Here is a 24,749-nt window from a genome sequence, read left to right as displayed (position 1 = left end):
CAGGAGACTCTGTGAGCACGCAAAAGATCATTATTTTCCAAGTGGGGCAAGAGGATTTTGGCATCAGTGTAGAGCATATTCGTTCGATTGAGAAGGTCCCTTATTTACAAGAAGTATCGAACCTTCCAAAAGAAATTAAAGGACTGATGTCATTAAGAGGAGAAGTCATCCCTGTCAGTGACACAGGCGTGATGCTTCACGGAAAGCCTCTTGATGTGAACGAACAGTCCAAGGTGTTGCTATTTGAATTAAACGATCAAATGATTGGCTGTCTTGTCTCAGATGCAAAAGATATTATCGATATCGAGCTAAGCGAGATCAAGCCATTTCATATGAACACGAAAGCCTCCGAATATTTCTTCGGCGTTGTGGAGAGAGAGAACAAGATGATTTTACAAGTGGACCCTAATAAGTTCCTTGGGAGAATTGATGACCTCGATCAACTGCCAGAGCGGTTAAAAGAAGAGTTGGCATAAAGAAAATCCCCCTATCTGATGATAAGGGGATTATTTTTATTCAGCAGCTGGGCTAGCTTGGTTGTTTGCCTCAGCTTTCGTTTTTGATTTTTGGTACATGACATTCAAAATAATTGTTTGGATTGTGAGTAGTAATCCGCTTGTCATCCAGTATAAAGGAAGGGCAGCGGGTGCATTGATTGAAATAAACAGCATCATGATTGGGAAAATCATGCCCATGACTTTGGCTTGCTTCAGCGCAGCTTCTGTCTGGGTGCCTGATTGCTTCGCAAATCTTTGCGTAACATAAAATTGCAAGAAATACATGGCGCCTGCAAAGATCGCGACCAATAGATCGGTTTGTCCTAAGTTAAACCATAGGAACGAATGTGTTGCGATCTCAGGTGTTGAGCGGATCGCTGAGTAAAAGCCAAGAACAATTGGAATTTGAATCAGCATAGGCAGACAGCCCATTGCCAGCGGGTTCACATTGTTCTCTTTGTATACTTTCATCATTTCCATTTGTAGTTCTTTTTGTTTTTCAGGTTCTTTCGTTTTCTTCAATTTGCTTTGAATTTGGTCAATTTGAGGCTTCACCAGTGCCATTTTCTCCTGCATGACTCTTTGTTTCTTAAATTGGTTCGCAAAAAGAGGGAAAATCAGCAGGCGGACTATCAAGGTCACGAACATAATCGATAAACCATAATCATCATGGAAGAAGTTCGCAAGCCAAATGATCAGCTCCGAAAAAGGCTGGACAAAATAGTGATGGAAAAACCCATCAGAGCTCGCATTCGTTTGCCCACTCGCTGCAAAAGCAGGTGAGGCAATCATCATTAAACATAAAGTCGTACAAATCGTCAATAAACGTTTCAATTCGTTTCCTCCTCATTTTTTAAAAAATTAATTAGAGAGAGGAAGCGAATGGTCTTCATCATCATTTGATGATCGTTTCATTCGAATGACTTTACTAATCCAAGTTGTAATGCGATCATATATGATAAACAGAAAGTCTGTTCGGTTCAATAAAGATGCGTCAAACTCTTCCAAACGATGTCCACCGAGGTGTTCGTTCATACGGCAGTCTTTTAATAAAAACGCAATGCCGATAGCCGTCAGCGCTGGAAGAATAATCGTAAAGAATTCAACAAGGAAAAAGACTTCATTGAATGTATCAATAATCATGATTATCACATCCATTTCATTACTCACAGTGTACTATACACTATATGAAATGTCTATTGGAACAAACATGAAGTAACAAGAGTCAATAAATGTAGGAGGCAGGCAAATGGGTGATTCTCAAAGGAAGGGTCGAATTATTTTTCATATTGATATGAATAGTTTTTATGCATCTGTCGAAATGGCGTATGATCCTTCTTTGAGAGGGAAACCTTTAGCCATTAGCGGAAATGCGAAAGAGCGTAAAGGGATTGTTGTGACGTGCAGCTACGAGGCAAGAGCACTAGGTGTAAAGCCCCCGATGCCGTTATGGGAAGCGAAGCGGCTTTGTCCGGGGCTGATTGTCCGTACACCAAACTTTGACCGGTACCGCAGCTCCTCACAAGAGATGTTTACGATACTAAGAGAATACAGCGATTTAGTCGAACCCGTATCCATTGATGAGGGCTATATTGATTTAACGCATACGCCCTATGCCGAGCACGCGGTGAAAACGGCTCATGATATTCAAACGAGGCTTGTAGAGGAGCTCATGCTTCCTTCAAGTATTGGCATTGCACCGAATAAATTTTTAGCGAAAATGGCGTCTAATTGGAAAAAACCAATGGGCATCACCATTTTACGTAAACGAGATGTGCCCCAAATGCTCTGGCCGCTGCCAGCGGGTGACATGCACGGAGTTGGACAGAAAACGGCAGATAAATTGAAAACGATTGGCATTCATACCATTGAAGATTTAGCGAAAGCAAATGAGTATACGCTAAAGGAATTACTGGGCATCAATGGACCGAGATTAAAACAAAAGGCGAATGGTGAACATGACGGTATCGTGGACCCAGAAAGGATATACGAATTTAAATCTGTCGGTAATTCGTCAACCCTTCCTCATGATTCTGACGATCCAGATGAACTTGTCACGTTAATTGATAAGCTGTCACAATCTGTGAGTGCAAGATTAAGGAGAAAAGAAGTGATGGCAAATCGGCTTCTCATCATGATACGGTACGCAAGCTGGAAAAATATCACGCGAAGTGTCACACTCACGAATCCAACGGATCGAAAGGAAGACTTATTTGAGGCAGCAAAGCAGTTATTCCTTAAACATTGGAATGACCAGCCCGTGAGGCTCTTAGGTGTGACGGGGACAGACCTTGTAGAACGAAAAGCAGCTGTTAAACAGCTTGATTTATTTTCCTATACAGAAGATGCAAAAGAAGAGCCTCTCCAAACCGTTTTAGAAGGGCTGAAAGAAAAATATGGCAAATCACTCGTTCAAAGAGGAATGACCATCAAGGAAAAAGAGAGCAAAACAAGCGGAACAAGTTTTAATAAAGACTTTTTTCAGGACGAAAAAGGAAATGACTAGCCTGAAAACTTGATAAAAGAGGTGGTGTTGTGGTAATTTCAAAGGGTACATCATTTTAGCAGTAATCAATATAGTGTGTTAGAAGGGACGTCAGAATTATGTCAAAACAACAAATCGGTGTGGTTGGACTAGCCGTTATGGGGAAAAACCTTGCCCTTAATATTGAAAGCCGCGGTTTCTCCGTGTCCGTTTATAACAGATCTAGCAGCAAAACAGAAGAGTTTCTCGAAGAATCAAAAGGAAAAAACGTTGTAGGCACATACAGCATTGAAGAATTTGTTCAGTCGCTTGAAACACCGCGTAAAATTCTTTTAATGGTAAAAGCTGGTGCAGCAACGGATGCAACCATTCAATCATTACTTCCTCACCTAGAGAAAGGTGACATCTTAATTGATGGTGGAAATACATATTACAAGGATACGCAAAGACGTAATCAAGAGCTTGCGGAAAGTGGTATCCACTTCATTGGTACAGGTGTTTCTGGCGGTGAAGAAGGTGCACTAAAAGGTCCATCTATCATGCCAGGCGGTCAAAAAGAAGCGCATGAGCTAGTGAAACCAATTTTAGAAGCGATCTCTGCGAAAGTAGATGGCGAGCCATGTACAACGTATATCGGCCCAGATGGAGCAGGACATTATGTCAAAATGGTCCATAACGGCATCGAGTACGGAGACATGCAATTGATCTCTGAATCATACTTTATCTTGAAGCATGTGGCTGGCTTGTCAGCAGAGGAGCTTCATGAAGTATTCTCAGAGTGGAATAAAGGCGAGCTTGACAGCTATTTAATCGAAATTACAGCGGATATTTTCACAAAAGTGGATGAAGAAACAAACCAGCCGCTTGTGGATGTCATCTTAGATAAAGCTGGTCAAAAAGGAACTGGAAAATGGACGAGCCAAAGTTCTCTTGATCTAGGTGTCCCGCTTCCAATCATTACTGAGTCTGTTTTTGCGCGCTATATTTCAGCAATGAAAGGTGAGCGTGTAGAAGCAAGCCAATTAATCGAAGGTCCTAAGCCAGCGCAATCAGCAGAGAATAAACAAGAGCTGATCGAAGCTGTTAGAAAAGCCCTATTCATGAGTAAAATCTGCTCGTATGCTCAAGGTTTTGCGCAAATGAAAGCAGCATCTGATGAATATAACTGGGATTTAAAATACGGTGAAATTGCGATGATCTTCCGCGGTGGATGTATCATTCGTGCAGCCTTCTTACAACAAATTAAAGAAGCATATGACCGTAACCCTGAACTGAAAAACCTATTGCTTGATCCTTACTTTAAGGATATTGCTCAAAGCTATCAATCATCACTTCGTAAAGTCATTTCACTTGCAGTGGAGCAAGGAGTTCCTGTTCCTTCATTCTCAAGTGCACTTGCTTACTTTGATAGCTATCGCACAGCTGTCCTGCCAGCGAACTTAATTCAAGCGCAGCGTGACTATTTCGGTGCACATACGTATGAGCGCACAGATAAAGAAGGCGTCTTCCATACGGAATGGATGAAATAAAATAGAACGTCAGAAAAACCTTACCATTGGATTGGTAAGGTTTTTTTGTGTTTGCATCTTTTCGGCTAAAAATGCGAAAAAGAGGGATGCTATGTAAAAAAGAAAAGAAAGTAGGGATAGAAGTGGGCATCTTATATGCACTTCTCCCAGCAATATTTTGGGGAAGTATTGTTCTGATCAGTGTCAAACTTGGCGGGAATGCATACCAGCAAACGCTCGGCATTACGCTTGGCGCATTTTTATTTTCAATTGCAGCCTTCTTCATCAAAATGCCAGAGCTGACACCGCTTATTTTTGCGGTTTCTGTGATTTCAGGCATCTTTTGGAGCATTGGACAAATGAATCAGCTTTCAAGTGTTGCGTTTCTCGGAGTCTCGAAGGCGGTTCCTTTGTCAACAGGCATGCAGCTTGTGAGCACTACTTTATTTGGTGTCATGGTTTTTAAAGAATGGCAAACGATGACGGTCATACTCATTGGTTCTTGCGCCATTTTACTGATTATTGCAGGTGTTGTGATGACATCGCTCGGTCAAAAGAAGAATGGCGGCGGGAACGGTGGAGGCAATTTCAAAAAAGGGATCATTATTCTGCTCATCTCAACGGTTGGCTATGTCGGATATGTCGTCATTTTAAGATGGTTTCATATTGATGGGTGGTCTGCCCTCGTTCCGCAATCGGTCGGTATGCTGCTTTCATCCTTGGCGATTAGTCTAAAGCAGAACCCGTTTAGTAAATATACGTTTAAAAATATCATTGCCGGTTTGGTTTGGTCGACAGGAAATCTCGGACTTCTTTTGGCCATTCCGCTCATTGGCGTAGCCGTAAGTTTTTCGATGTCACAGACAGGGATTGTCATCTCAACATTAGGCGGCATTTACTTATTAAAAGAGAAAGCATCCAGAACAAGCTTTGTCATTGCAGGCTGCTTGATGATCATTGCAGGCGGCGTGCTGCTAGGCTTTACAAAATAGGAGGGTAAACGAATGTATCCAGATTTAGAAGGAAAAACAGTCCTGATTACAGGAGCCGGCACAGGAATAGGGCAAGCGATGGCGCGCCGGTTTGGACAAGAAAAAGCCAATGTGGTGATCAATTATTTCTCAGATCAAGAAAATCCGGATGACACCATTGCGGATATTCAAAAAAATGGCGGCCAGGCTGTGAAAATCAAGGGAGATGTATCAAAGGAAGAGGATATGCGGGCAATGATTGATAAAGCCATTCATACGTACGGCAGCCTTGATGTCATGATCAATAACGCAGGTATTGAAAACGAAGTGCCTTCCACAGAAATGACGCTGGATAATTGGAACAAAGTAATGTCGACCAATTTAACAGGTATGTTTCTCGGCTGCCGTGATGCACTGAAGTATATGACAGATCACGGGATAGAAGGATCGATCATCAATATGTCGTCGGTTCACCAGCAAATCCCTTGGCCTCATTTCGTCCATTATGCAGCAAGTAAAGGGGGCGCCAAGCTGCTGACAGAAACGCTGGCACTAGAATACGCCCCTAAAAAAATCCGTGTAAACAGCATTGCACCAGGCGCCATCGATACCCCGATCAATGCGGAAAAATTCGATGATCCCGCATTGAAAAAAGGCGTGATTGAATTGATCCCCATTGGTTATATTGGAAAGCCGGAAGAAGTGGCAGCATGTGCTGTCTGGCTGGCGTCAAAAGAGGCAAGCTATGTCACAGGCTTGACGCTCTATGTGGACGGCGGCATGACAAAGTATCCTGGCTTTCAGGCAGGAAAAGGATAGGGAGAAAGTCAAAGAGCGTACACACATGACGCTCTTTTTTTATATAAAATACAGACAAATAAAATGAAATGTCTAGACATTTAAAAATAAAAATATATAATATTAAATGGAAGCGCTTTTATTACAACGATGGGGTGAGAGAAATGAAACGTATTTTATTAGCATGCAGTTCAGGAATGTCTACGAGTTTACTAGTTACAAAGATGAAGGCTCATGCCGACTCAATAGGGGACGAGGCAGAAATTTGGGCAGTTGGGCAAGATCAAGCGAGAAAAGAAATGGCGAATGCGGATGTTGTGTTAATTGGACCGCAAATGAGCTTTTTAAAAGGGGATCTTCAAAAAGAAGCAACAAAATACGGGATTGCAGTAGAGGTCATAGATATGCAGGCGTACGGGCTTGCCGATGGACAAAAAGCGTATGAACAAGCCGTTACATTGATGGAGGAATCGTAAAGAATGGAAAAGAAAACACTCGAAGGGCTCACGGAGGAACAAGTCAGTTTTCAATTGATCTTACACAGTGGAAATGCACGCAGCAAATTGCTTCAATCTCTTAAACAATTTCGAGAAGGTCAAGAAGGTGAGGCATTTAGTCTCATGAAAGAAGCAGAAGAAGATTTACGTCATGCACATGGCATCCATTTTCAACTCGTGCAGCAAGAGGCAGGCGGGGAGAAAACACCTTTCTCCTTATTGCTCATGCACGCCGAAGATCACTTAATGTCCACCATTACGATCAAGGAGCTTGTGGGAGAGCTCCTGCCGATTTTCCAATCGCTTAAACAATAAAGGGTGTAAACAAGGGGGGAAACCAATGTTTGATAAAATAAGTGCCATTTTGGTTCCGATTGCTGGGAGATTGAACAACAACCGCTATTTAGGTGTATTACGGGATGCTTTTATGCTTGCGTTCCCGCTCACCATTTTTGGTTCCATTATGGTTGTGCTAATGAATTTGCCATTTTTAGATAAAATCATGAGTCAAACCGCACTGGAAGGAGTCCAGTCTGCACTGAATATCGCGCCAAGTGCGACCATCAGCATTATGAGCGTGTTTGTTGTATTTGGGATTGGCTACTATTTATCGAAAAGCTATGATGTGGAAGCTGTATTTGGCGGCGTGATTGCTTTAGCTTCTTTCTTGCTTCTGACGCCATTTTTACTAGAACAAGAAGGCGGTGCATCTATTGCAGGTGTGATCCCAGTCGATCGTTTAGGAGCAAAGGGGATGTTCCTAGGAATGATCACAGGCTTTTTGTCTGCTGAAATTTATCGTTATTTTGTCCAAAAGAAATTTGTCATCAATATGCCGCAAGGGGTTCCGCCAGCTGTTTCAAAGTCTTTTGCTGCACTGATCCCGGCTACTTTGACACTCACAACCTTTTTACTGATCAATATCATCATTACACAAGGCTTCAAAACAAACATGCATGACCTGATTTATCATGCCATTCAGGCGCCGCTTGTTGGACTTGGAAGCGGTATCATACCGACCTTGATCGCTGTTTTCTTTATACAAATTCTTTGGTTCTTTGGGCTCCACGGCCAAATTATTATCAACTCTGTCATGGACCCGATTTGGAATACATTGTCCATTCAAAATCTAGAGAGCTACACAAAAACTGGTGAGGTTCCGAATATCATCAGCAAGCAGTTTATCGAAATCTATACGGTTGGCATGGGCGGAACCGGTATGACGCTGGCTGTTGTGTTTACGATTTTAATTTTCCTGAAAAGTAAGCAATTAAAACAAGTAGCAAAGCTCGGCTTAGGACCAGGATTATTTAACGTCAATGAACCGATTATTTTCGGTTTACCGATTGTCATGAATCCACTTATTCTCATTCCATGGATTTTGGCGCCAATGGTCATTACATGTATTTCTTATTTTGCGATGGCAACAGGCATTGTACCGCCGCCGACAGGCGTGAATATTCCATGGACGGTGCCGATCTTTATTAGCGGAATAATGGCAACAAATTCACTAGCGGGCGGTCTGCTTCAGCTGTTTAATCTGATGATTGTGTTTGTCATTTGGTTCCCGTTCCTGAAGTTTATTGACCGTATGAATGTGAAGAATGAAAAAATAACCCCAACGGAAAAAACGAAGACAACAAACATCAAAGGCGAAGGAGACTCAATACATGTCGATGGAAAATAACAAGCAATCATATACATTTCCAGAAGGTTTCTGGTGGGGATCTTCTGCCTCTGCCACGCAAACAGAAGGCAGTGTCCCTGGAGATGGTAAGGGACCGAATATTTGGGATCATTGGTTTGAACAAGAGCCGACTCGTTTTTTTGATGGTGTAGGCCCAAACGTGACATCCCAATTTTATCGAAAATATAAAGAGGATATCCGTCTGATGAAAGAAATTGGGCACAATTCATTTCGGCTGTCCATTTCATGGTCACGTCTTTTACCTGAAGGGAAAGGTGTGGTCAATGAAGAAGCAGTATCTTTTTACAATGATGTGATCAATGAACTGATTGCACATGATATTGAGCCGTTTGTGAACCTGTACCATTTCGATATGCCAATGGCGCTGCAGGAAAAAGGCGGATGGGTGAACAGACAGGTAGTAGATGATTATGTCAGCTATGCGGAATTGTGCTTTCAATTATTTGGCGACCGGGTGAAAAAATGGTTTACCCATAATGAACCGATAGTTCCTGTAGAGGGCGGGTATATGTATAGCTTTCATTATCCAAACGAAGTCGATTTCCAAAAGGCTGTACAGGTCGGTTTTCATGAACTTTTATCAAATGCTAAGGCGATTGCGGCTTATAAAAAGCTGCAGCAAGGCGGGAAGATCGGCATCATCCTAAATCTAACCCCATCTTATCCGAGAAGCCAGAATCCGTGCGATGTAGAAGCAGCAGAGATGGCTGATGCTTTCTTTAACCGTTCCTTCCTAGATCCTGCGGTGAAGGGACAATTCCCAGAAAAACTAGTAGAGGTCTTAAAGAAAGAAGGCTTTATGCCAAGTATTGAAGAAGGAGACCTTGAGCTCATTCAAGAGAATACCGTCGACCTCCTTGGGATCAACTATTATCAGCCAAGAAGAGTAAAAGCAAAAGAGCATATGCCGCATCCGAAAGCACCATTTATGCCAAATCATTATTTTGATGCGTTTGAAATGCCGGGAAGAAAAATGAATGTGTATCGAGGCTGGGAAATCTATGAAAAAGGTATTTATGATATATTGAAAAAAGTTCAAACAGACTATGATAATATTGAATGCTTTATTTCTGAAAATGGAATGGGTGTCGAAGGAGAAGAGCGGTTTAAGGATGAAGAAGGAATGATTCATGACGATTACCGCATTGACTTTATTTCTGAGCATCTCAAATGGGTGCATCAAGCCATTCAAGAAGGAAGTAATGTAAAAGGCTATCATCTGTGGACGTTTATGGATAACTGGTCATGGTCGAATGCCTATAAAAATCGTTATGGATTTGTCTCAGTTGATCTTCAAGAAGACGGGAAACGAACCATCAAGAAAAGCGGATACTGGTTTCAATCGGTATCAGAGAATAACGGTTTTTAATCAAGATACTTGCTCTTTCCTTGAAAAGGGCAAGTATTTTTCTTATGTGACGGTAGGTGGATGAAACAAAAATGGCTGGTACCTTTTAAGCTCACTAGGCTTAGTGTAGAATGAGAGGAAGCTATGAAAAAACAAGTCAGTTGGTGGTGTGAGATGAAAAAGTACGAACTCATTTCAGAAGAAATCAGAAAACGAATAGGAACAGCATATTATCCAGAAGATCAACCCATTCCAGATGAGAACTCGCTTGCCGCTGAATTTCAATGCAGCCGAATGACAATGAAGCGTGCGCTCGATCTTCTCGTAGCAGAAGGTCTGCTCTTTAGAAAAAGAGGACACGGCACATTTATTGTGAAGGCAGCGCTAAACCAAGGGGCTATCAATGTATCTGGTCATGAAAATAAAGGATTCACGAAAGTCATGGCGGACAAAAACGTCACGAGCCAAATCATTCGCTTTGATGTCCATTTTCCAAGCGAAGAAGTGGCAGCCCACCTATCTATTGACTTAACCACACCCGTTTATGACATCATCCGGCTCCGCCTTGTGGATGAGGAGCCATATGTATTAGAAAAAACGTTTATGCCGGTCAATGTCATTAAGGGCATAGATGAAGAGGTTTTATTGGGATCGATCTATGGCTACATATCAAATGAACTCCATTTAAAAGTGGCAGGAGCGCACAAGAAAATTAGAGCGGCTAAATCAGATGAGCTGGACCAGCAATATTTAGGCTGTGATCCAACGGATCCTGTGCTCGAAGTCGAGCAGGTTGCTTATTTAAACACAGGCCGGCCGTTTGAGTACTCCTTTAGTCATCACCGCTATGATAAGTTCGACTTTTCAACGGTTGAAATTACGAAAACAGGACGTTAAAAAAAGAGCAGAACCCCCGAGGGAGACTGCTCTTTTTTATTTCATTTTATATATTCCACCAATGATATCCGTCTTTTTCTAGAAGCTGATCGGCTTCTTTTGGTCCCATTGAACCAGCAGGATAATTTGGTTTTAATGTTTTGTTTTCTGCCCATTTTTCAGAAATCGGATCAACAAAGTTCCAAGAAAGCGCCACTTCATCCCAGTGAGCAAAGTTCGTTGCATCGCCTAGCAAGCAGTCATGAATCAGCTTTTCATATGCTTCTGGTGTATTCATGATGTCGTTATAGTTTGTTTGGTAGTCGAGCTTAATCGGTTTCGCATACGTACCGCCATCAAGCTTGCGAGCGTTCAGGTGAAGGGTAATGCCTTCATCTGGCTGAATGTGAATGACGAGTAAGTTTGGATGCATGGAATTTCCGTTTCCATAGTACAGGTTCATTGGAATGTCTTTAAATTGAACAACGATTTGAGTAGATTTCTTTTCTAATCGTTTTCCTGTACGAATGTAAAATGGCACCCCGGCCCATCTAAAGTTATCAATGAGCAGCTTCCCTGCAACGAATGTTTCTGTGTTTGAGTTCGGGTCTACATTTTGCTCTTCAAGATAGGAAGGAACCATGCGGCCATCAACCGTACCAGCATCATACTGTCCGCGGACAAAGAATTGATCGACCTCATCTTTAGAGAAAGGACGAAGAGCGCGTAATGCTTTCCGTTTTTCGCTGCGGATCTCCTCTGTATTCAGCTTAATTGGCGGCTCCATTGCTAAAAGTGCCACCATTTGAAGCATATGGTTTTGGACCATATCTCTTAGTGCACCTGAACTTTCGTAATAGCGAGCCCGGTCTTCAACCCCTAATGATTCACTAGATGTAATTTGAATGTTTGAGATATATCGGTTTGTCCAAAGGGGTTCAAAGATGGCATTCGCAAAACGGATGACCTCAATGTTTTGAACCATTTGTTTACCGAGATAGTGGTCAATACGATAAATTTGATCTTCAGAGAATGCATCTCGAATTTCTTCATTTAATGTTTTGGCACTTGGCAGGTCATGGCCAAATGGTTTTTCAATGACAAGTCTTGACCAGCCGGTTGTTTTTGATACGCCTTCACTTTTTAGGAACTTCGCAATCGTTCCGAAGAATTCCGGTGCCATCGCTAAATAGAACATCCGGTTATTTGGGATACTGTACGTATCTTCAAGGCCTGCTAAAAGTGTGTTAAGCGATTGATAGGAAGCAGGGCTTGATACGTCAAAGTCGTGATAATAAAAATGCGAACTGAATTCCTCTATTTTCGCTTCTGCATCATCAGAAGAAACAGATTCTTTCACCACAGCTCTGAGATCCTCATGAGACCACGGACGGCGTCCAACACCGACGACGGCGAATTGATCACCAAGCTTTCCGCTATGAAAAAGTCTATGTATAGAAGGGTAGAGCTTGCGTTTGGCAAGATCTCCTGTTGCGCCAAAAATGACAATGACTGCTTTTGGATTGTTAGTTTCTGTATTCACGAAAAGTACCTCACTTTATTCGTAGCATTGTTGTAAAAACCGAGATTGTATGTACATTTTCTTTATTTTAAAGGTTCATTGTTCGTAAAGCAAACATTTGATTCGACTTTTTCTGCTCTCGTTTGACTTTTTTCGAAAATTCCGCTGAATTCACATTTACCTTGTCTTCATGTATTCTATATGAATGAAGATATTGTATACCGGCTTTAGGAGGAAAAGTAATGGAACTGCTCTTTTTAGGAACAGGTGCAGGCATTCCTGCAAAAACTAGAAACGTCACTTGCACTGCGCTAAAGCTTTTAGAAGAAAGAAAAGCAGTGTGGCTTTTTGATTGCGGAGAAGCGACGCAGCATCAAATATTACATACAACGATTAAACCGAGAAAGATCGAGAAAATATTTATCACTCATATGCATGGTGATCATGTATACGGTCTCCCAGGACTGCTTGGCAGCAGATCCTTTCAAGGCGGAGAGGATGAACTAACAATCTATGGGCCTAAGGGCATCAAAGCGTTTGTGAACGCAGCACTTTCAGCTACACAAACGCATTTGACATATTCGCTGCATATCATAGAGATAGATGAAGGGATCATATTTGAAGATGATACCTTTCAAGTAGAAGCAAGACGAGTATCTCACGGTATTCCAGCTTACGGCTATCGGGTAGTGGAAAAAGATGTACCAGGTGCATTAAAAGCCGAAGACCTAAAAGAAATCGGTGTAAAACCTGGACCTTTGTATCAGAAGTTAAAAAATGGGGAAACCGTGACACTCGAAGATGGAAGAATCATTGATGGAACCGATTATTTGGAACCCCCTAAAAAAGGGAGAATCGTTGCATTTTCAGGAGATACCCGTTTATGCGAGAATATAACAAGGCTTGCCAAAGATGCGGATGTGTTAGTCCATGAAGCAACATTCGGTAAAGAAGATGCTGATCTAGCCTACAATTATTATCACAGCACGACAGAACAAGCAGCGAAAACGGCGCAGGAAGCAGGCGCAAAAAGATTAATTTTGACCCATATTAGTGCACGTTACCAAGGAGAAGAGGCACTGAAACAACTATTGAAAGAAGCCCGCGATATATTCCCGCTGACAGAAGCTGCACATGATTTCTTTTCTTTTTCCATTGACCGCACGCTGTAAAAATTGGATGAATCGTCAAAAAAAGTTGTGTGATTTTTTTGATATTTATAATGACTCTCTTTTTCAGGTAGTGGTAAAATGGTGAAGAAAAAACAAATGACGAATGAAACTATGAAGAATACGGGAGGCACAATCAAAGATGAGCGGTTTTACAGCGTTAAGTGAAGCAGAATTAAATGACCTATATGCAGCACTACAAAATGAGTACGAAACTTATAAAAGTAAAAACTTACACTTAGACATGTCTAGAGGAAAACCTTCACCAAAACAGCTCGATTTGTCTATGGGCATGCTCGATGTTGTGACATCAAAGGATGCGATGACTGCTGAAGATGGCACAGATGTGCGAAACTATGGCGGCTTGACAGGGCTTCCTGAAACGAAGACATTTTTTGCAGATGTACTCAATCTGAAGCCAGAACAAATCATCATCGGCGGTAATTCCAGCCTTAATATGATGCACGATACCATTGCCCGTGCCATGACTCACGGCGTATATGACAGCAAAACACCTTGGGGAAAGCTACCAAAAGTAAAATTCCTTGCACCAAGCCCAGGATATGACCGTCACTTTGCCATTTGTGAGCTATTTAACATAGAGATGATCACAGTCGATATGAAGGCTGATGGACCTGATATGGATCAGGTAGAAAAATTGGTCGCAGAAGATGAAGCGATTAAAGGCATTTGGTGTGTGCCAAAATATAGCAACCCAGATGGCATTACGTATTCAGATGAGGTTGTTGACCGCCTCGCTTCTATGAAAACAAAAGCAGACGACTTCCGCATTTTTTGGGATGATGCATACGCAGTCCATCATCTAACTGATACGCCTGATACGTTAAAAGATATTTTTCAAGCAGTAGAGGAAGCAGGGCACCCAAATCGTGTGTTTATGTTTGCGTCTACTTCTAAAATTACATTCCCAGGCTCAGGTATTGCACTGATGGCGTCTAGCCCGGACAATGTGAGCTTCACTCAAAAGCAATTATCAATTCAAACGATCGGACCAGACAAAATCAATCAATTAAGACATCTTCGTTTCTTCAAGAATCCAGAAGGCTTGAAGGAACATATGAAAAAACATGCAGCGATCATTAAGCCAAAGTTTGACCTCGTTCTTTCCATTCTTGATGAAACACTTGGCGGGAAAGACATCGCTGAATGGCACAAGCCAAATGGCGGATATTTCATTAGTTTAAATACGCTCGATCATTGTGCAAAAGCTGTTGTGCAAAAGGCAAAAGAAGCAGGTGTTACAATGACAGGTGCAGGCGCGACATATCCTTATGGAAAAGACCCGCTTGATCGTAACATTCGCATTGCGCCAACGTTCCCAACACTTGAAGAGCTAGAGCAAGCGATTGACATCTTTACATTATGTGTTCAGCTTGTCAGCATTGAAAAGCTGCTTTCTAAAAAAAGTCAGTCTGCTCCAACGGCATAAAGAAAAGAAAACTCCTTGACTGATAACTAGTCAAGGAGTTTTTGTTTTTAATTGGCTGTTTGATAATAGGAAACAGGTTGTTTGGCTGCGCACCATACATCATAGATCGCAAGCTGCACAATATGCGGTTCATCATGATGAATATAGTGCGAGCTGTTCTGCGCCTGAATCCATCCGCTTTGGGATGACAAAGACAGCATCCGTTTATGAAGTCTGAGCCAAGCTTCATGCGCTGGATGAAACAATCGGCTCTTACCTGATGAAATGACAAGGAGCGGCATCATCCCATAATGGGTTTGCTCCTCTTTCATTGTACTTAGCATTTGCTGAAAGTCCTCATGCGTACATTCTCCTTTGAATTGCGCCATATATAAGGTGCGTTCTTCCTTTGATAAAAGCGGCAGGATGACCTGTTCTTGCTCCTCACTTGCTGGGTCTAACATCACCATGCCAATGACGTCATCTCCTCTGCGGCTTGCCCATAACCGGCTGACAAGAGAGCCAAATGAGTGAGCCACAATGATAAAGGGCGGCTGAATATTGGCTTCTTCTAGCAGCGCATCTAAATCATCTGCAAGATCATGCAATGTTCTTCCTTCACTGCTGTCACTGCTCTTTCCATTTCCTAATCGATCGTATAAGAAAACCCCAAGCTCAGGATCAATATCGCGGGCCATATTCGACCACGTATCACCCGAAATGCCGTAGCCTGCTTCAAAGATAATGGTGGCTTGCCTTTTGCCTTGACGATGTTTTGTATAAAAATGATGTCCATCTATATGATACATTCTTTCAATCATTGCCGAGTTCATTCTTCCATCTCCTCTAAGTGGTTCTTTAGCTAAAAGACGGCACAAAAGGCTGATATGTTTCTCTTAAAAACAAAAAAGATGCCTATTTCAAAAAATAGACACCTTTTTTTCTATGAGCTTTTACCAAGCGCGGTCATATTGACGCGGGCCTTCGATAGATGTACGAAGTTCTTGAGCAGCTGTTTTTGGAAAGTATGGATCCCGTAAAAATTCTCTGCCTATAAAGATTAAGTCTGCACGCTGATTTCGTAAAATTTCCTCTGCCTGTACACCAGATGTGATCAGACCGACTGCCCCTGTTTGAATACCGGCACCTTCTTTTATTTTTTCTGCGAAGGTCACTTGGTAGCCAGGGAATGTGTTGATTTTCGCCTGTACGACAGCGCCTGAGCTGACATCGATTAAGTCGACACCTTGTTCCTTCAGCCATGTAGCAATGCCAATGTAATCTGCAATATCAAGTCCTTTTGTCGTGTAATCAGAAGCAGACACACGGACAAATAATGGTCCGTCCCATACTTCATTGACTGCATCGATGACTTCTCTTAAGAAACGATAACGGTTCTCTGGTGAACCGCCATAGTCATCTGTTCGATGATTTGCCAGCGGTGAAAGAAATTCATTGATCAAATAGCCATGCGCCCCATGAATTTCAATGATGTCAAAGCCAGCCTTTTTTGCTCGGACAGCTGCATCCTGAAACGCCTGAACGGTATCTTTGATTTGATCGATAGACATCTCGGCAGGGGTTTTAGACTGTTCATCAAATGGAATGCTTGATGGTGCCAGGATGTCACCACCTAGTTCAGCCTTACGCCCTGCATGAGCCAGCTGGATAGCTGTCTTGGTTCCGTATGCTTTGATTTGTTCGTTTAATGAAGCAAATCCTTCAATGTGCTCATCACTCCAAATACCGAGGTCTTGATCACTAATTCTTCCCTCGGGAGAAACAGCACTTGCCTCCACCATGATCAGGCCAGCCTGACCTTGGGCACGGGAAATATAATGTGTAAAGTGGAAAGGCTGTAATTTCCCATCATGGTCATAGGATGAATACATACACATCGGGGACATCACGATGCGGTTTTTCAGTGTAACACCTTTTAATGTCCAAGGTGAAAAGAGTTTTGTTTCCAAATACCTTCGCCTCCTCATGGAATTGTATAGCCGATTATAACAGCCATTCAAACTTTCGTCATAAAAGGTGCTCAAAGAATATAGCTTTTATACGCGTTTTTGTATAATGGAGAGATAGAGACAACAAAGGGGGAAAAGGGATGAAATGGCAAACAGAGAGTGAACTAAAGGAACTGCTCACCGCTCTTATGCAGTATGAAAGCATATCGGGTACAACTGGAGAAGTCGCGTTAGCTGAATATTTATATTATTTGCTGAGGGAGCGGCCTTATTTCAAGCAGAACCCTGATCATTTGGCTTTGCATCCGATGAAAGATGGCCGGTATTATTTAACGGCGCTTGTAAAGCGCAGTTCGCTTTCTCGTACCGTGTTACTGCTTAGTCATTTCGATGTCGTCGATACAGAAGATTACGGTGAATTTCAAAACATGGCATGCAAGCCAGAAGAGTTAATGGCGTCATTTTCTCAAAAAAGTGCGCTTCTCCCAAAAAGAGCAAGAGAAGATCTAGCTTCAGGTGACTGGTTGTTTGGAAGAGGTGCCATGGATATGAAAGCAGGTCTTACTGTACAGCTTTCTATGCTGGAAAGAGCGATGACAGAAACCTTTCATGGAAATGTCCTGCTCGTCACAGTCCCTGATGAAGAAGTGAATTCTCAAGGAATGCTTGAAGCTGTTCCGAAACTAAAGGAGCTTAAGGAAAAGCATGACCTTCACTATACCGCGTGCTTAAACAGTGAGCCCATGTTTGAAAAGTATCCAGGTGATGAACACCATTATATGTATACAGGCAGTATAGGGAAGGTGCTTGCCGGATTTTTCTGCAAAGGAATTGAAACACATGTAGGAGAGCCATTCTCAGGCTTAAATGCGAATTTTATGGTATCTGAATTAAACCGGCTGTTAGAGCTGAATAGTGATTATTGTGAGGAAGTAGACGGAGAAGTCACGCCGCCGCCAACCAACTTGATGCAAAAGGACTTAAAAGAAGCCTATTCCGTTCAAACACCTCACACAGCTGTTTCTTTATTTAATGTGCTGATGATGAATCGTTCAAGTGAAGAACTGCACGGGCTTCTCTATGACACTGCGAAACAAGCAGCAGACGAAATCGAGGCCAATCTCAAACAGAAAACAGCTGAGTTTCAGCGCTTTAAACCTTTTACACCGATTGATACGAAGATTACGGTTCTCACGTATCATGAGCTGTATCAAAAAGCTGCAGAACGCTCAGGTAAACAGGAGGTTGAACGCATTGTTAACTATGCTTTCGCCAATCGAGGTGAGCTTGGAGATCGTGATTTTTCAACCAAAATCGTCTCTGAGCTGACGACGCTTTGTAAGGAAGAAGGGCCGCTGATTGTTCTATTTTATAGTCCGCCATTTTATCCTGCGGTTTCCTCAACGGAAGATCCGCATATCCAAACAACTTTAAAGAGGATTCAAATAGAGGCAAAAAAGAGTTATGGACTTGAAATAGAAGAAGTGAAATATTTCCCTGGATTGTCTGATTTAAGTTACTTACAGCTCGAAAAACAGGACGTAGGTCATTACACGACCAATATGCCACTTTATCAAAAAGGCTATTCTTTACCGGAAGGAGAAAAGGGAGCACTTTACGTTCCAGTTATCAACGTGGGGCCATTAGGAAAGGACCCGCACAAATGGACAGAGCGGCTGCACATCCCGTTCTCATTCGGCATTTTGCCAGAATTACTAGAATCAGCGATTCATGCTTTATTAGAGAAACATTAAGTATATGTGATGAAGAGCCCTATTGTGATGATAGGGCTTTTATTTTTAAATAGACGATCCATCGACTTAGATAGAGTATGATAAAGAATAAGACTTACATTTATTTGAAGGGAGATTGTAAGGATGAAATGGAAACTGGAAAATTAACAAAAACAGACATCATTACATCGCTTCAGGAAAGTATTCGTGAACTAGTAAAGCTAGTGGAAACATGTGATGAGCACACGCTAGATCAATCTTTGGGAGAGGGCAAGTGGTCGATCAAGCAAATCGCAGGGCATTTGTATGATACAGAAGAAGTCTGGTCAGAGCGGATAGAGCAGGCGATATCAGATGAGCAGATGCCTTTTCAATCGTATGATCCTGAAATATATGTGAAGGAAAGAGGCTATGAAAGGTATAACGAGCAGGAGATCAAAGCACTGATTAAACGATTGAAAGAGAGAAGAAGCAAGACACTTCATCTATTAGAAAAGGATACATGGGAGCAATCGGGTCTGCATCCTGAAGAAGGGATGATGACAGTGCAGATATTAGCTGAAACCATCGCTTTACATGAACAACATCATCTGGATCAAATTAAAGCCATTATGTCAAAGAGTGAACGTTAGCAGTATGTAAAAAAGCACCTGTCATCAAAACAGGTGCTTTTCTCTATCATTTATACGTGCTTGCTGAAAACATTTCGTTTAATTCTGCTGCGCGTTTTGTTGCGGTTTTGACACAATCGACAACGGCTTCTTCAAATTGATAGGCAGCAAGTGTGTTCAGGCCGGCTTCTGTCGTTCCGCCTTCACTTGTGATTTCTTTGCGCAATTCAGCAGGTTCTTTACCGCTGCTTTGAAGCATGTTGGCGGCGCCCGCAATCATCTGGCAAATGAGTAACTTCGCTGTTGCTTGGTCCATCCCAAGTTCCGAGGCGCCTCGCTCCATTCCTTCAATCAAATGATAAATGAAGGCAGGGCCGCTTCCTGCAATAGCTGTAACAGCATTCAGCTGTGATTCATCCAATACCGTCACATGACCGATCGTTTCAAACAGCTCGATTGCTTTATTCTTTTGATCCTCTGTCACTTCTTGACTTACGGCAATGCCTGTTGCTGATTGCTGAATGGCCGCTGATGTATTTGGCATCGCGCGAACCACCGCAGTCTTCTCGCCGGCATAGTGCTGAATCGTTTCAATGGAGATGCCAGCTAAAATCGAAATGATCAGCTGCCCATGTAAATGAGGCCGCACATCAGATATCCCGCTTTCCGCATCTTTCGGTTTTAAAGCAAATACGAGAATATCCGCTTCTTCATAAATAAAAGAACGAGAGAAATCCGTTTTGACCCCATAACGCACCTTTAATTCTTCTAGACGTTTTTCATTCGTTTTGTTTGTGACAATAATATCTTCATTTGACATGATGCCGCTTTTTAATAAACCTTTTATCATCGACTCTGCCATCGAGCCTGCACCAATAAATCCAATTTTACTCATAAGCTGCTCCTCCTTGTAGAAAATAAAAAAACCTTTCGCCTGAAAAGGACGAAAGGTTTTTCGCGGTACCACCCTCAATTAGCATGCAGACATGCATACTCAGCTCTAGTCCCTTAACGCGGGAAACGTTTAGGTTTGCCTAACAGCTCAAAGGGCAGGTTCAGCAAATAAGAGGACGGTGAGGCCTTACAGCCGGCGGACCTCACTCTCTTTCATCATTATTTTGCTTACTAATCCTTGTCATCGCGCATCTTATATTTGTTGTTCATTATGCAACGGTGGACAAGTTTGTGTCAATAGGGACAGATAAAAAAATTGACCGCCTAAACCGCATGACAGTCTGCCTTTTGCAAGATACAATGAATAAAGAAGACAGAGTTACAATGAACCATGAGTCAAAAAGCAGGAGATGACATATAAAAGTGAAAGAAGACATCATTCAATTATCCATCCCTACACCGTTTGCTGTTGGGGATGTACATGCATATATATTAAAAGGAGAAGCCGTGACCTTAGTGGACTGCGGGCCGATGACAGAAGAGGCGGAGCACGCCTTTGTCGCGCAATTACAAGAGCATCGTTTATCGATAGACGATATTGATCAAGTGGTGTTGACCCATCATCATGCAGATCATGTCGGTCTTTTAAATCTGATGAAACCTCATGTCCGTGTGATCGGACACGAGTTAAATGAGCCGTATATTAGCCAGGACCCTGTGTTTAAAGAGCGTCAAATTGCTTTTATGGAACGCTTTTTTCAGCAGTTAGGTGTGCCGCTTCGTCAAGGTGAGTGTGAAAGAATCGTGAAGCAATCTTATACATATTCCTGTACTGCACATGTAGATGACGTCATCAAAGAAGGCGATCGGTTGAAAGGGCATGAACACTTCTTCGTGATGGAAACACCGGGACATGCACAATCTCATCTTTCCTTTCTAGATGAAACAACGGGCCATTTCATTGGTGGAGACCTGCTTTTGACGACCATTTCCTCAAACCCGTTAATGGAAGCGCCGTTTGAAGGGGAGGAACGCCAAAAATCGCTGCTTCAATATAAAGCATCACTCAATCGATTATTGCATCTGCCAATCAAGACGATTTATCCAGGACACGGTGAGCTCATCACGTCTCATCATGAATTGATCGAAGAAAGATTTAAGAAACAAGAAAAACGGGCAAATACGATGTATCAGCTGCTTAAACGAAAAGAAATGACTGCCTTTCATCTTTGCCGCAAGCTATTTCCAGTGCTGTATGAAGAGGCCTTATTTTTAACGATGTCGGAGACAGTTGGGCAGCTGGATGTCCTCTTAGAAGCCGGGCAAATTGAAGAAGTGCAAAAAGACGGAATTCTCTATTACAGGGCAAACTAAGGAGTGAAACGCATGGGGAGATTAACAGGAAAGAGGATATGGATTACAGGCGCATCTGGGGGCATTGGTGAAAAAATGGCGTACTTGGCAGCAGAAGAAGGCGCAGAAATCATTATTTCAGCAAGACGAATCGAAAAGCTGACGGGTGTAAAAGAAAAGATTATGAGTGCTGGCGGGGTGTGTCACATCGCTCAGCTAGATGTCAGTCACCTTGAGGACGTTGATCGCGCATATCAAGAAGTGGGGGCTGTTGATATTTTGGTTAACAATGCCGGTTTTGGTGCGTTTGATCTCGTTGAAGATGCGTCCATTGAGGAAATGGTGTCGATGTTTGAAGTAAACGTGTTTGGCTTAATCGCCTGCACGAAAAAGGTCATTCCAGAGATGAAACAAAGAGGACATGGACATATTATCAATATTGCCTCCCAAGCAGGAAAGATTGCCACCCCGAAATCAGCCATTTATTCGGCATCAAAGCATGCCGTCCTTGGATTTTCAAACAGCCTCAGAATGGAGCTGGCAGACCTCGGCATTCACGTCACCACGGTGAATCCAGGACCGATCGCCACTGACTTTTTTACCATCGCCGATCGCAGCGGTGAATATGTGAAGAATGTTGAATTCATGATGCTTAGTGCGGACAAGGTGGCTGGGAAGGTCGTATCCGCCATGATGACGAAAAAAAGAGAGATTAATCTGCCTGGATGGATGAACGCTGGCAGTAAATTGTATCAATTATTCCCGTTTTTATTTGAAAAAGCAGCACGCAAAGCGATGATGAAAAAATAACAAAAAGAAACCGGTCGTGAGCTGGTTTCTTTTTTTGAGATAAGACGCCATTGTGACCGTCTTTTTATCTCCGCCTTGCCGCTTGCTGAAGCGGGTCCCACACACTGTTAAAAGGCGGGGCATAGCTAATATCTAAATCTTCTAGATCTGTTATGGTCAGCTGTTGGTAAAGGGCTGTTGCCATCACATCGATCCGTTTATCTACACCGTTTCTTCCGATGATTTGGGCACCGAGCAAGGTGTAGTCATCACTTCTGTAAATCAGTTTGACTTTCATTTTCTGCGCATCTGGAAAATATCCAGCGTGATCCGTACTGTCAATGGTGATGGTGGAATAAGGAATGTCAGCTGCTTGTGCTTCCTTTTCTGATAAGCCCGTTCGTCCCGCTGTCATGCTCATAAATTTCATGACTGCTGTTCCAGTCACGCCTTGAAACGCCCGGTTTGTTCCCGTCATATGAAAACCAGCGATTCTTCCTTGTTTATTCGCCGTTGTGCCGAGCGGAATATAATCTAGTGATTGTTTGATGCGGTGATAAGTTGCTGCGCAATCCCCGGCAGCATAGATGTCTTTTACATTGGTTTTCATGTATTCGTTTACAACAATGGCGCCATTTGGAAGCCGCTTGATTCCTGTTTTGTCTAAAAAGGATGTTTGCGGTGTGACGCCGATGGCCATGATGACCATATCCGTTTTAATGGTTTGTTTGTCTGTTTGAACAGCTGTTACATGTGACTCGCCCTCTAATGTCTGCACGGTTTCCCCGAGTGTCACGTGAATACCTTGGGCATCCGCCTCTTCTTTCAGATGCTTTGCCATATCGGGGTCAAAGCCCGGACCTAGTGTTGAACCCCGCTGAATGATATGTACTTTTTTTCCCAGCGCTTTTGAATTTTCAGCCATTTCTAAGCCGATATACCCGCCGCCAATGATGGTGACATGTGTGATATTTTGTTTTAAATGGTCTAAAATGGACAGCGCATGCGGAATGGTTTTTAATACGTGTACGCCTTCTAGCGGCTGATTGTCTAAACCCAGTGTGACGGGGCTTGCTCCTGTCGCAATTAAGAGGCGGTCATAGCTTTCGGTAAATGGTTCTTTTGTTTTCGTATGATGACCTGACACCGTTTTTTGCTTTGGGTCAATGGAGGTCACTTCGTGTAAGCATCTAGCATCAATTCCATATTTGTCGCGAAAGGTTTCAGCGCTGCGTGCAATCAGCTTGCTGTGATGATCAATGAGACCGCCGATCAAGTAGGGAAGGCCGCACTGTCCATATGAGAAAATCTCTCCTTTTTCAAAAGCGACAATATGTGCCTCTGGATCCTCTCTATATATTTGCATAGCACAGCTCATTCCTGCTGCATCTCCGCCAATCATCACATATTTCATTTGGTGTGCTCCCTTCTATCTATCGAACTGAATACTCTTATTTACCCTCATTTTCCTTTTTTTAATGCTTTTTTTCGCAAAAGAAGCAAACTTTAGTTGAAAAATAAAGACAGCGCCTTCATTTTAAGCTACAATCGGATTATCGTCTTTTTGGTTACGAGTTTAGTGAAGATTGGTGGGAAAGACTTTGAGTGACACGCGACTAGATTTTAATACTTTATATACACGCCATACAAGAGAGGCTTGGTCTGCTCTTGGGGAATATATGCCGGTATCTGTTTCAGAAGAGGAAGCGAGAGCACTTCAAGGATTAAATGACTATTTATCGCTTGAAGAAGTTCAAGATATTTACATACCACTTATTCGTTTTCTGACATTGCATGTCTTTGCAGAAAAACAAAAAAATCAGCATGTAAATGCCTTTTTAAACTACCCGCATCATGCGAAAATCCCTTTTTTAATTGGGATTGCTGGAAGTGTGGCTGTCGGGAAAAGTACAACGGCTCGTATCATTGAAACGCTTTTATCGAGGCTTGGAGATGGGCTGAAAGTGAGTCTTGTGACAACAGATGGCTTTTTGTATCCTCAAAAAGAATTAAAGGATCGAGGACTCATGGAAAAGAAAGGCTTCCCGGAAAGCTATGATGTCAAAGCCTTGTTGTCTTTTTTAAACGAATTAAAATCGGGCAAACAAACTGTTCATGCACCGGTATATTCGCATCTGACCTATGACCGGCTTGAAGGGGTGTATGAAACAGTGGAGGATGCCGATATTGTCATCATTGAAGGAATCAATGTGCTGCAATCCCCAGCGCTGGATGATCTGAAGGATGAACCGCGTGTGTTTGTATCAGATTTCTTTGATTTTTCAATTTATGTAGATGCTGCTGAAACGCAAATTCAATCATGGTATGAAGAACGGTTCCGTTTGCTAAGGGAAACAGCTTTCCAAGACCCTGAATCCTTCTTTCATCAATACAAAGATTTGACGGATGAAGAGGCAGATCACATGGCAAGCACGATTTGGAATACCGTCAATCGCCCTAATTTATATCAAAATATTTTACCGACAAAATATCGAGCCGATCTCATTTTGAAAAAAGGTGATCAGCATAAGGTGGAAGAGATTGCTATCCGCCGAGTATAAAGAAAAACCGCTCAAACGAGAGCGGTTTTT

The 24,749-nt window shown here is 42.5% G+C and carries 24 protein-coding genes and 1 other annotated feature; of the genes, 17 read left to right on the top strand and 7 right to left on the bottom strand.

Annotated elements, in window-relative coordinates; all coding sequences use genetic code 11:
- Positions 1-11: 11 nt before the first annotated feature.
- A complete protein-coding gene (locus GKC25_RS10460; RefSeq protein ID WP_034661215.1) occupies positions 12-476 on the top strand; it encodes a chemotaxis protein CheW in 465 nt (154 codons plus the stop codon).
- Positions 477-512: 36 nt separating this feature from the next.
- Here the strand turns inward: GKC25_RS10460 and GKC25_RS10455 are convergent, their stop codons facing one another.
- Complete coding sequence (locus GKC25_RS10455; protein WP_095285371.1) at positions 513-1,331, bottom strand: membrane protein insertase YidC; 819 nt, start codon at positions 1,329-1,331, stop codon at positions 513-515.
- Positions 1,332-1,358: 27 nt separating this feature from the next.
- Positions 1,359-1,640, bottom strand: coding sequence for a hypothetical protein (locus GKC25_RS10450; RefSeq protein ID WP_034661212.1), 282 nt, complete (start codon positions 1,638-1,640; stop codon positions 1,359-1,361).
- 106 nt (positions 1,641-1,746) lie between these two features.
- Between GKC25_RS10450 and GKC25_RS10445 the strand changes: the two genes are divergently transcribed.
- The 9 genes from GKC25_RS10445 (at position 1,747) to GKC25_RS10405 (ending at position 10,709) form a co-directional block, all read left to right on the top strand.
- Positions 1,747-3,003 carry a DNA polymerase IV gene (locus GKC25_RS10445; protein ID WP_034661211.1) on the top strand — a complete coding sequence of 419 codons (1,257 nt, stop codon included), beginning with the start codon at positions 1,747-1,749 and terminating at the stop codon, positions 3,001-3,003.
- A gap of 98 nt (positions 3,004-3,101) precedes the next feature.
- Complete coding sequence (gene gndA / locus GKC25_RS10440; RefSeq protein ID WP_187703959.1) at positions 3,102-4,511, top strand: NADP-dependent phosphogluconate dehydrogenase; 1,410 nt, start codon at positions 3,102-3,104, stop codon at positions 4,509-4,511.
- A gap of 122 nt (positions 4,512-4,633) precedes the next feature.
- Positions 4,634-5,482, top strand: coding sequence for a GRP family sugar transporter (locus GKC25_RS10435; protein ID WP_034661991.1), 849 nt, complete (start codon positions 4,634-4,636; stop codon positions 5,480-5,482).
- A 12-nt stretch (positions 5,483-5,494) separates the two neighbouring features.
- A complete protein-coding gene (locus GKC25_RS10430; RefSeq protein ID WP_034661209.1) occupies positions 5,495-6,280 on the top strand; it encodes an SDR family oxidoreductase in 786 nt (261 codons plus the stop codon).
- 143 nt (positions 6,281-6,423) lie between these two features.
- Positions 6,424-6,735 carry a PTS sugar transporter subunit IIB gene (locus GKC25_RS10425; protein ID WP_003215713.1) on the top strand — a complete coding sequence of 104 codons (312 nt, stop codon included), beginning with the start codon at positions 6,424-6,426 and terminating at the stop codon, positions 6,733-6,735.
- Between the two features lie 3 nt (positions 6,736-6,738).
- Positions 6,739-7,071 (top strand): PTS lactose/cellobiose transporter subunit IIA, encoded by a 333-nt coding sequence (locus tag GKC25_RS10420; protein ID WP_034661208.1) that lies wholly within the window; start codon positions 6,739-6,741, stop codon positions 7,069-7,071.
- Between the two features lie 25 nt (positions 7,072-7,096).
- Positions 7,097-8,443, top strand: a complete 1,347-nt coding sequence (celB, locus tag GKC25_RS10415) for a PTS cellobiose transporter subunit IIC (RefSeq protein ID WP_034661207.1) — start codon at positions 7,097-7,099, stop codon at positions 8,441-8,443.
- A complete protein-coding gene (locus GKC25_RS10410) occupies positions 8,427-9,833 on the top strand; it encodes a glycoside hydrolase family 1 protein (RefSeq protein ID WP_034661206.1) in 1,407 nt (468 codons plus the stop codon). The genes celB and GKC25_RS10410 overlap by 17 nt, the downstream gene beginning before the upstream one ends.
- Positions 9,834-9,986: 153 nt before the next feature.
- Positions 9,987-10,709: a GntR family transcriptional regulator gene (locus tag GKC25_RS10405; protein ID WP_034661205.1), complete on the top strand. Its 723-nt coding sequence runs from the start codon at positions 9,987-9,989 to the stop codon at positions 10,707-10,709.
- Positions 10,710-10,755: 46 nt separating this feature from the next.
- Here GKC25_RS10405 and zwf read toward each other — a convergent pair whose 3' ends face one another.
- Entirely contained in the window at positions 10,756-12,231 is a 1,476-nt protein-coding gene (gene zwf, locus GKC25_RS10400) for a glucose-6-phosphate dehydrogenase (protein WP_106037965.1), read from the bottom strand.
- Positions 12,232-12,452: 221 nt separating this feature from the next.
- Between zwf and rnz the strand changes: the two genes are divergently transcribed.
- Both rnz and GKC25_RS10390 read left to right on the top strand, forming a co-directional pair.
- Positions 12,453-13,382 carry a ribonuclease Z gene (gene rnz / locus GKC25_RS10395; RefSeq protein ID WP_187703958.1) on the top strand — a complete coding sequence of 310 codons (930 nt, stop codon included), beginning with the start codon at positions 12,453-12,455 and terminating at the stop codon, positions 13,380-13,382.
- A 139-nt stretch (positions 13,383-13,521) separates the two neighbouring features.
- The gene (locus GKC25_RS10390) at positions 13,522-14,829 is read left to right on the top strand and encodes an aminotransferase class I/II-fold pyridoxal phosphate-dependent enzyme (protein WP_187703957.1); all 1,308 of its coding nucleotides are present in this window, start codon (positions 13,522-13,524) and stop codon (positions 14,827-14,829) included.
- 47 nt (positions 14,830-14,876) lie between these two features.
- Here GKC25_RS10390 and GKC25_RS10385 read toward each other — a convergent pair whose 3' ends face one another.
- Positions 14,877-15,641 (bottom strand): alpha/beta fold hydrolase, encoded by a 765-nt coding sequence (locus GKC25_RS10385; RefSeq protein WP_034661201.1) that lies wholly within the window; start codon positions 15,639-15,641, stop codon positions 14,877-14,879.
- Positions 15,642-15,761: 120 nt separating this feature from the next.
- Positions 15,762-16,778, bottom strand: a complete 1,017-nt coding sequence (gene namA, locus GKC25_RS10380) for an NADPH dehydrogenase NamA (protein WP_095285364.1) — start codon at positions 16,776-16,778, stop codon at positions 15,762-15,764.
- Between the two features lie 140 nt (positions 16,779-16,918).
- Here namA and GKC25_RS10375 point away from each other — a divergent pair, with 140 nt between their 5' ends.
- On the top strand, positions 16,919-18,532 hold the full coding sequence (locus GKC25_RS10375) for a M20/M25/M40 family metallo-hydrolase (RefSeq protein ID WP_187703956.1): 1,614 nt from the start codon (positions 16,919-16,921) through the stop codon (positions 18,530-18,532).
- A 128-nt stretch (positions 18,533-18,660) separates the two neighbouring features.
- Positions 18,661-19,143 (top strand): DinB family protein, encoded by a 483-nt coding sequence (locus tag GKC25_RS10370; RefSeq protein WP_034661198.1) that lies wholly within the window; start codon positions 18,661-18,663, stop codon positions 19,141-19,143.
- 46 nt (positions 19,144-19,189) lie between these two features.
- Here the strand turns inward: GKC25_RS10370 and proC are convergent, their stop codons facing one another.
- Positions 19,190-20,017, bottom strand: a complete 828-nt coding sequence (gene proC, locus GKC25_RS10365; RefSeq protein ID WP_106037962.1) for a pyrroline-5-carboxylate reductase — start codon at positions 20,015-20,017, stop codon at positions 19,190-19,192.
- Positions 20,018-20,058: 41 nt separating this feature from the next.
- Positions 20,059-20,270 (bottom strand) — a binding site (T-box leader).
- Between the two features lie 169 nt (positions 20,271-20,439).
- On the opposite strand from proC, the gene GKC25_RS10360 reads away from it, so the two are divergent.
- Both GKC25_RS10360 and GKC25_RS10355 read left to right on the top strand, forming a co-directional pair.
- Positions 20,440-21,390, top strand: coding sequence for an MBL fold metallo-hydrolase (locus GKC25_RS10360; RefSeq protein ID WP_034661196.1), 951 nt, complete (start codon positions 20,440-20,442; stop codon positions 21,388-21,390).
- Positions 21,391-21,402: 12 nt separating this feature from the next.
- A complete protein-coding gene (locus tag GKC25_RS10355) occupies positions 21,403-22,179 on the top strand; it encodes an SDR family NAD(P)-dependent oxidoreductase (RefSeq protein WP_106037960.1) in 777 nt (258 codons plus the stop codon).
- A gap of 64 nt (positions 22,180-22,243) precedes the next feature.
- Here the strand turns inward: GKC25_RS10355 and GKC25_RS10350 are convergent, their stop codons facing one another.
- Positions 22,244-23,572 carry a CoA-disulfide reductase gene (locus GKC25_RS10350; protein ID WP_095285360.1) on the bottom strand — a complete coding sequence of 443 codons (1,329 nt, stop codon included), beginning with the start codon at positions 23,570-23,572 and terminating at the stop codon, positions 22,244-22,246.
- A 187-nt stretch (positions 23,573-23,759) separates the two neighbouring features.
- Between GKC25_RS10350 and coaA the strand changes: the two genes are divergently transcribed.
- Positions 23,760-24,719 (top strand): type I pantothenate kinase, encoded by a 960-nt coding sequence (gene coaA / locus GKC25_RS10345; RefSeq protein ID WP_187703955.1) that lies wholly within the window; start codon positions 23,760-23,762, stop codon positions 24,717-24,719.
- Positions 24,720-24,749 lie beyond the last annotated feature (30 nt).

This window comes from Bacillus pumilus, assembly GCF_038738535.1.
Classification (GTDB): domain Bacteria; phylum Bacillota; class Bacilli; order Bacillales; family Bacillaceae; genus Bacillus.
This window is presented reverse-complemented; position numbering and strand designations above follow the sequence as displayed.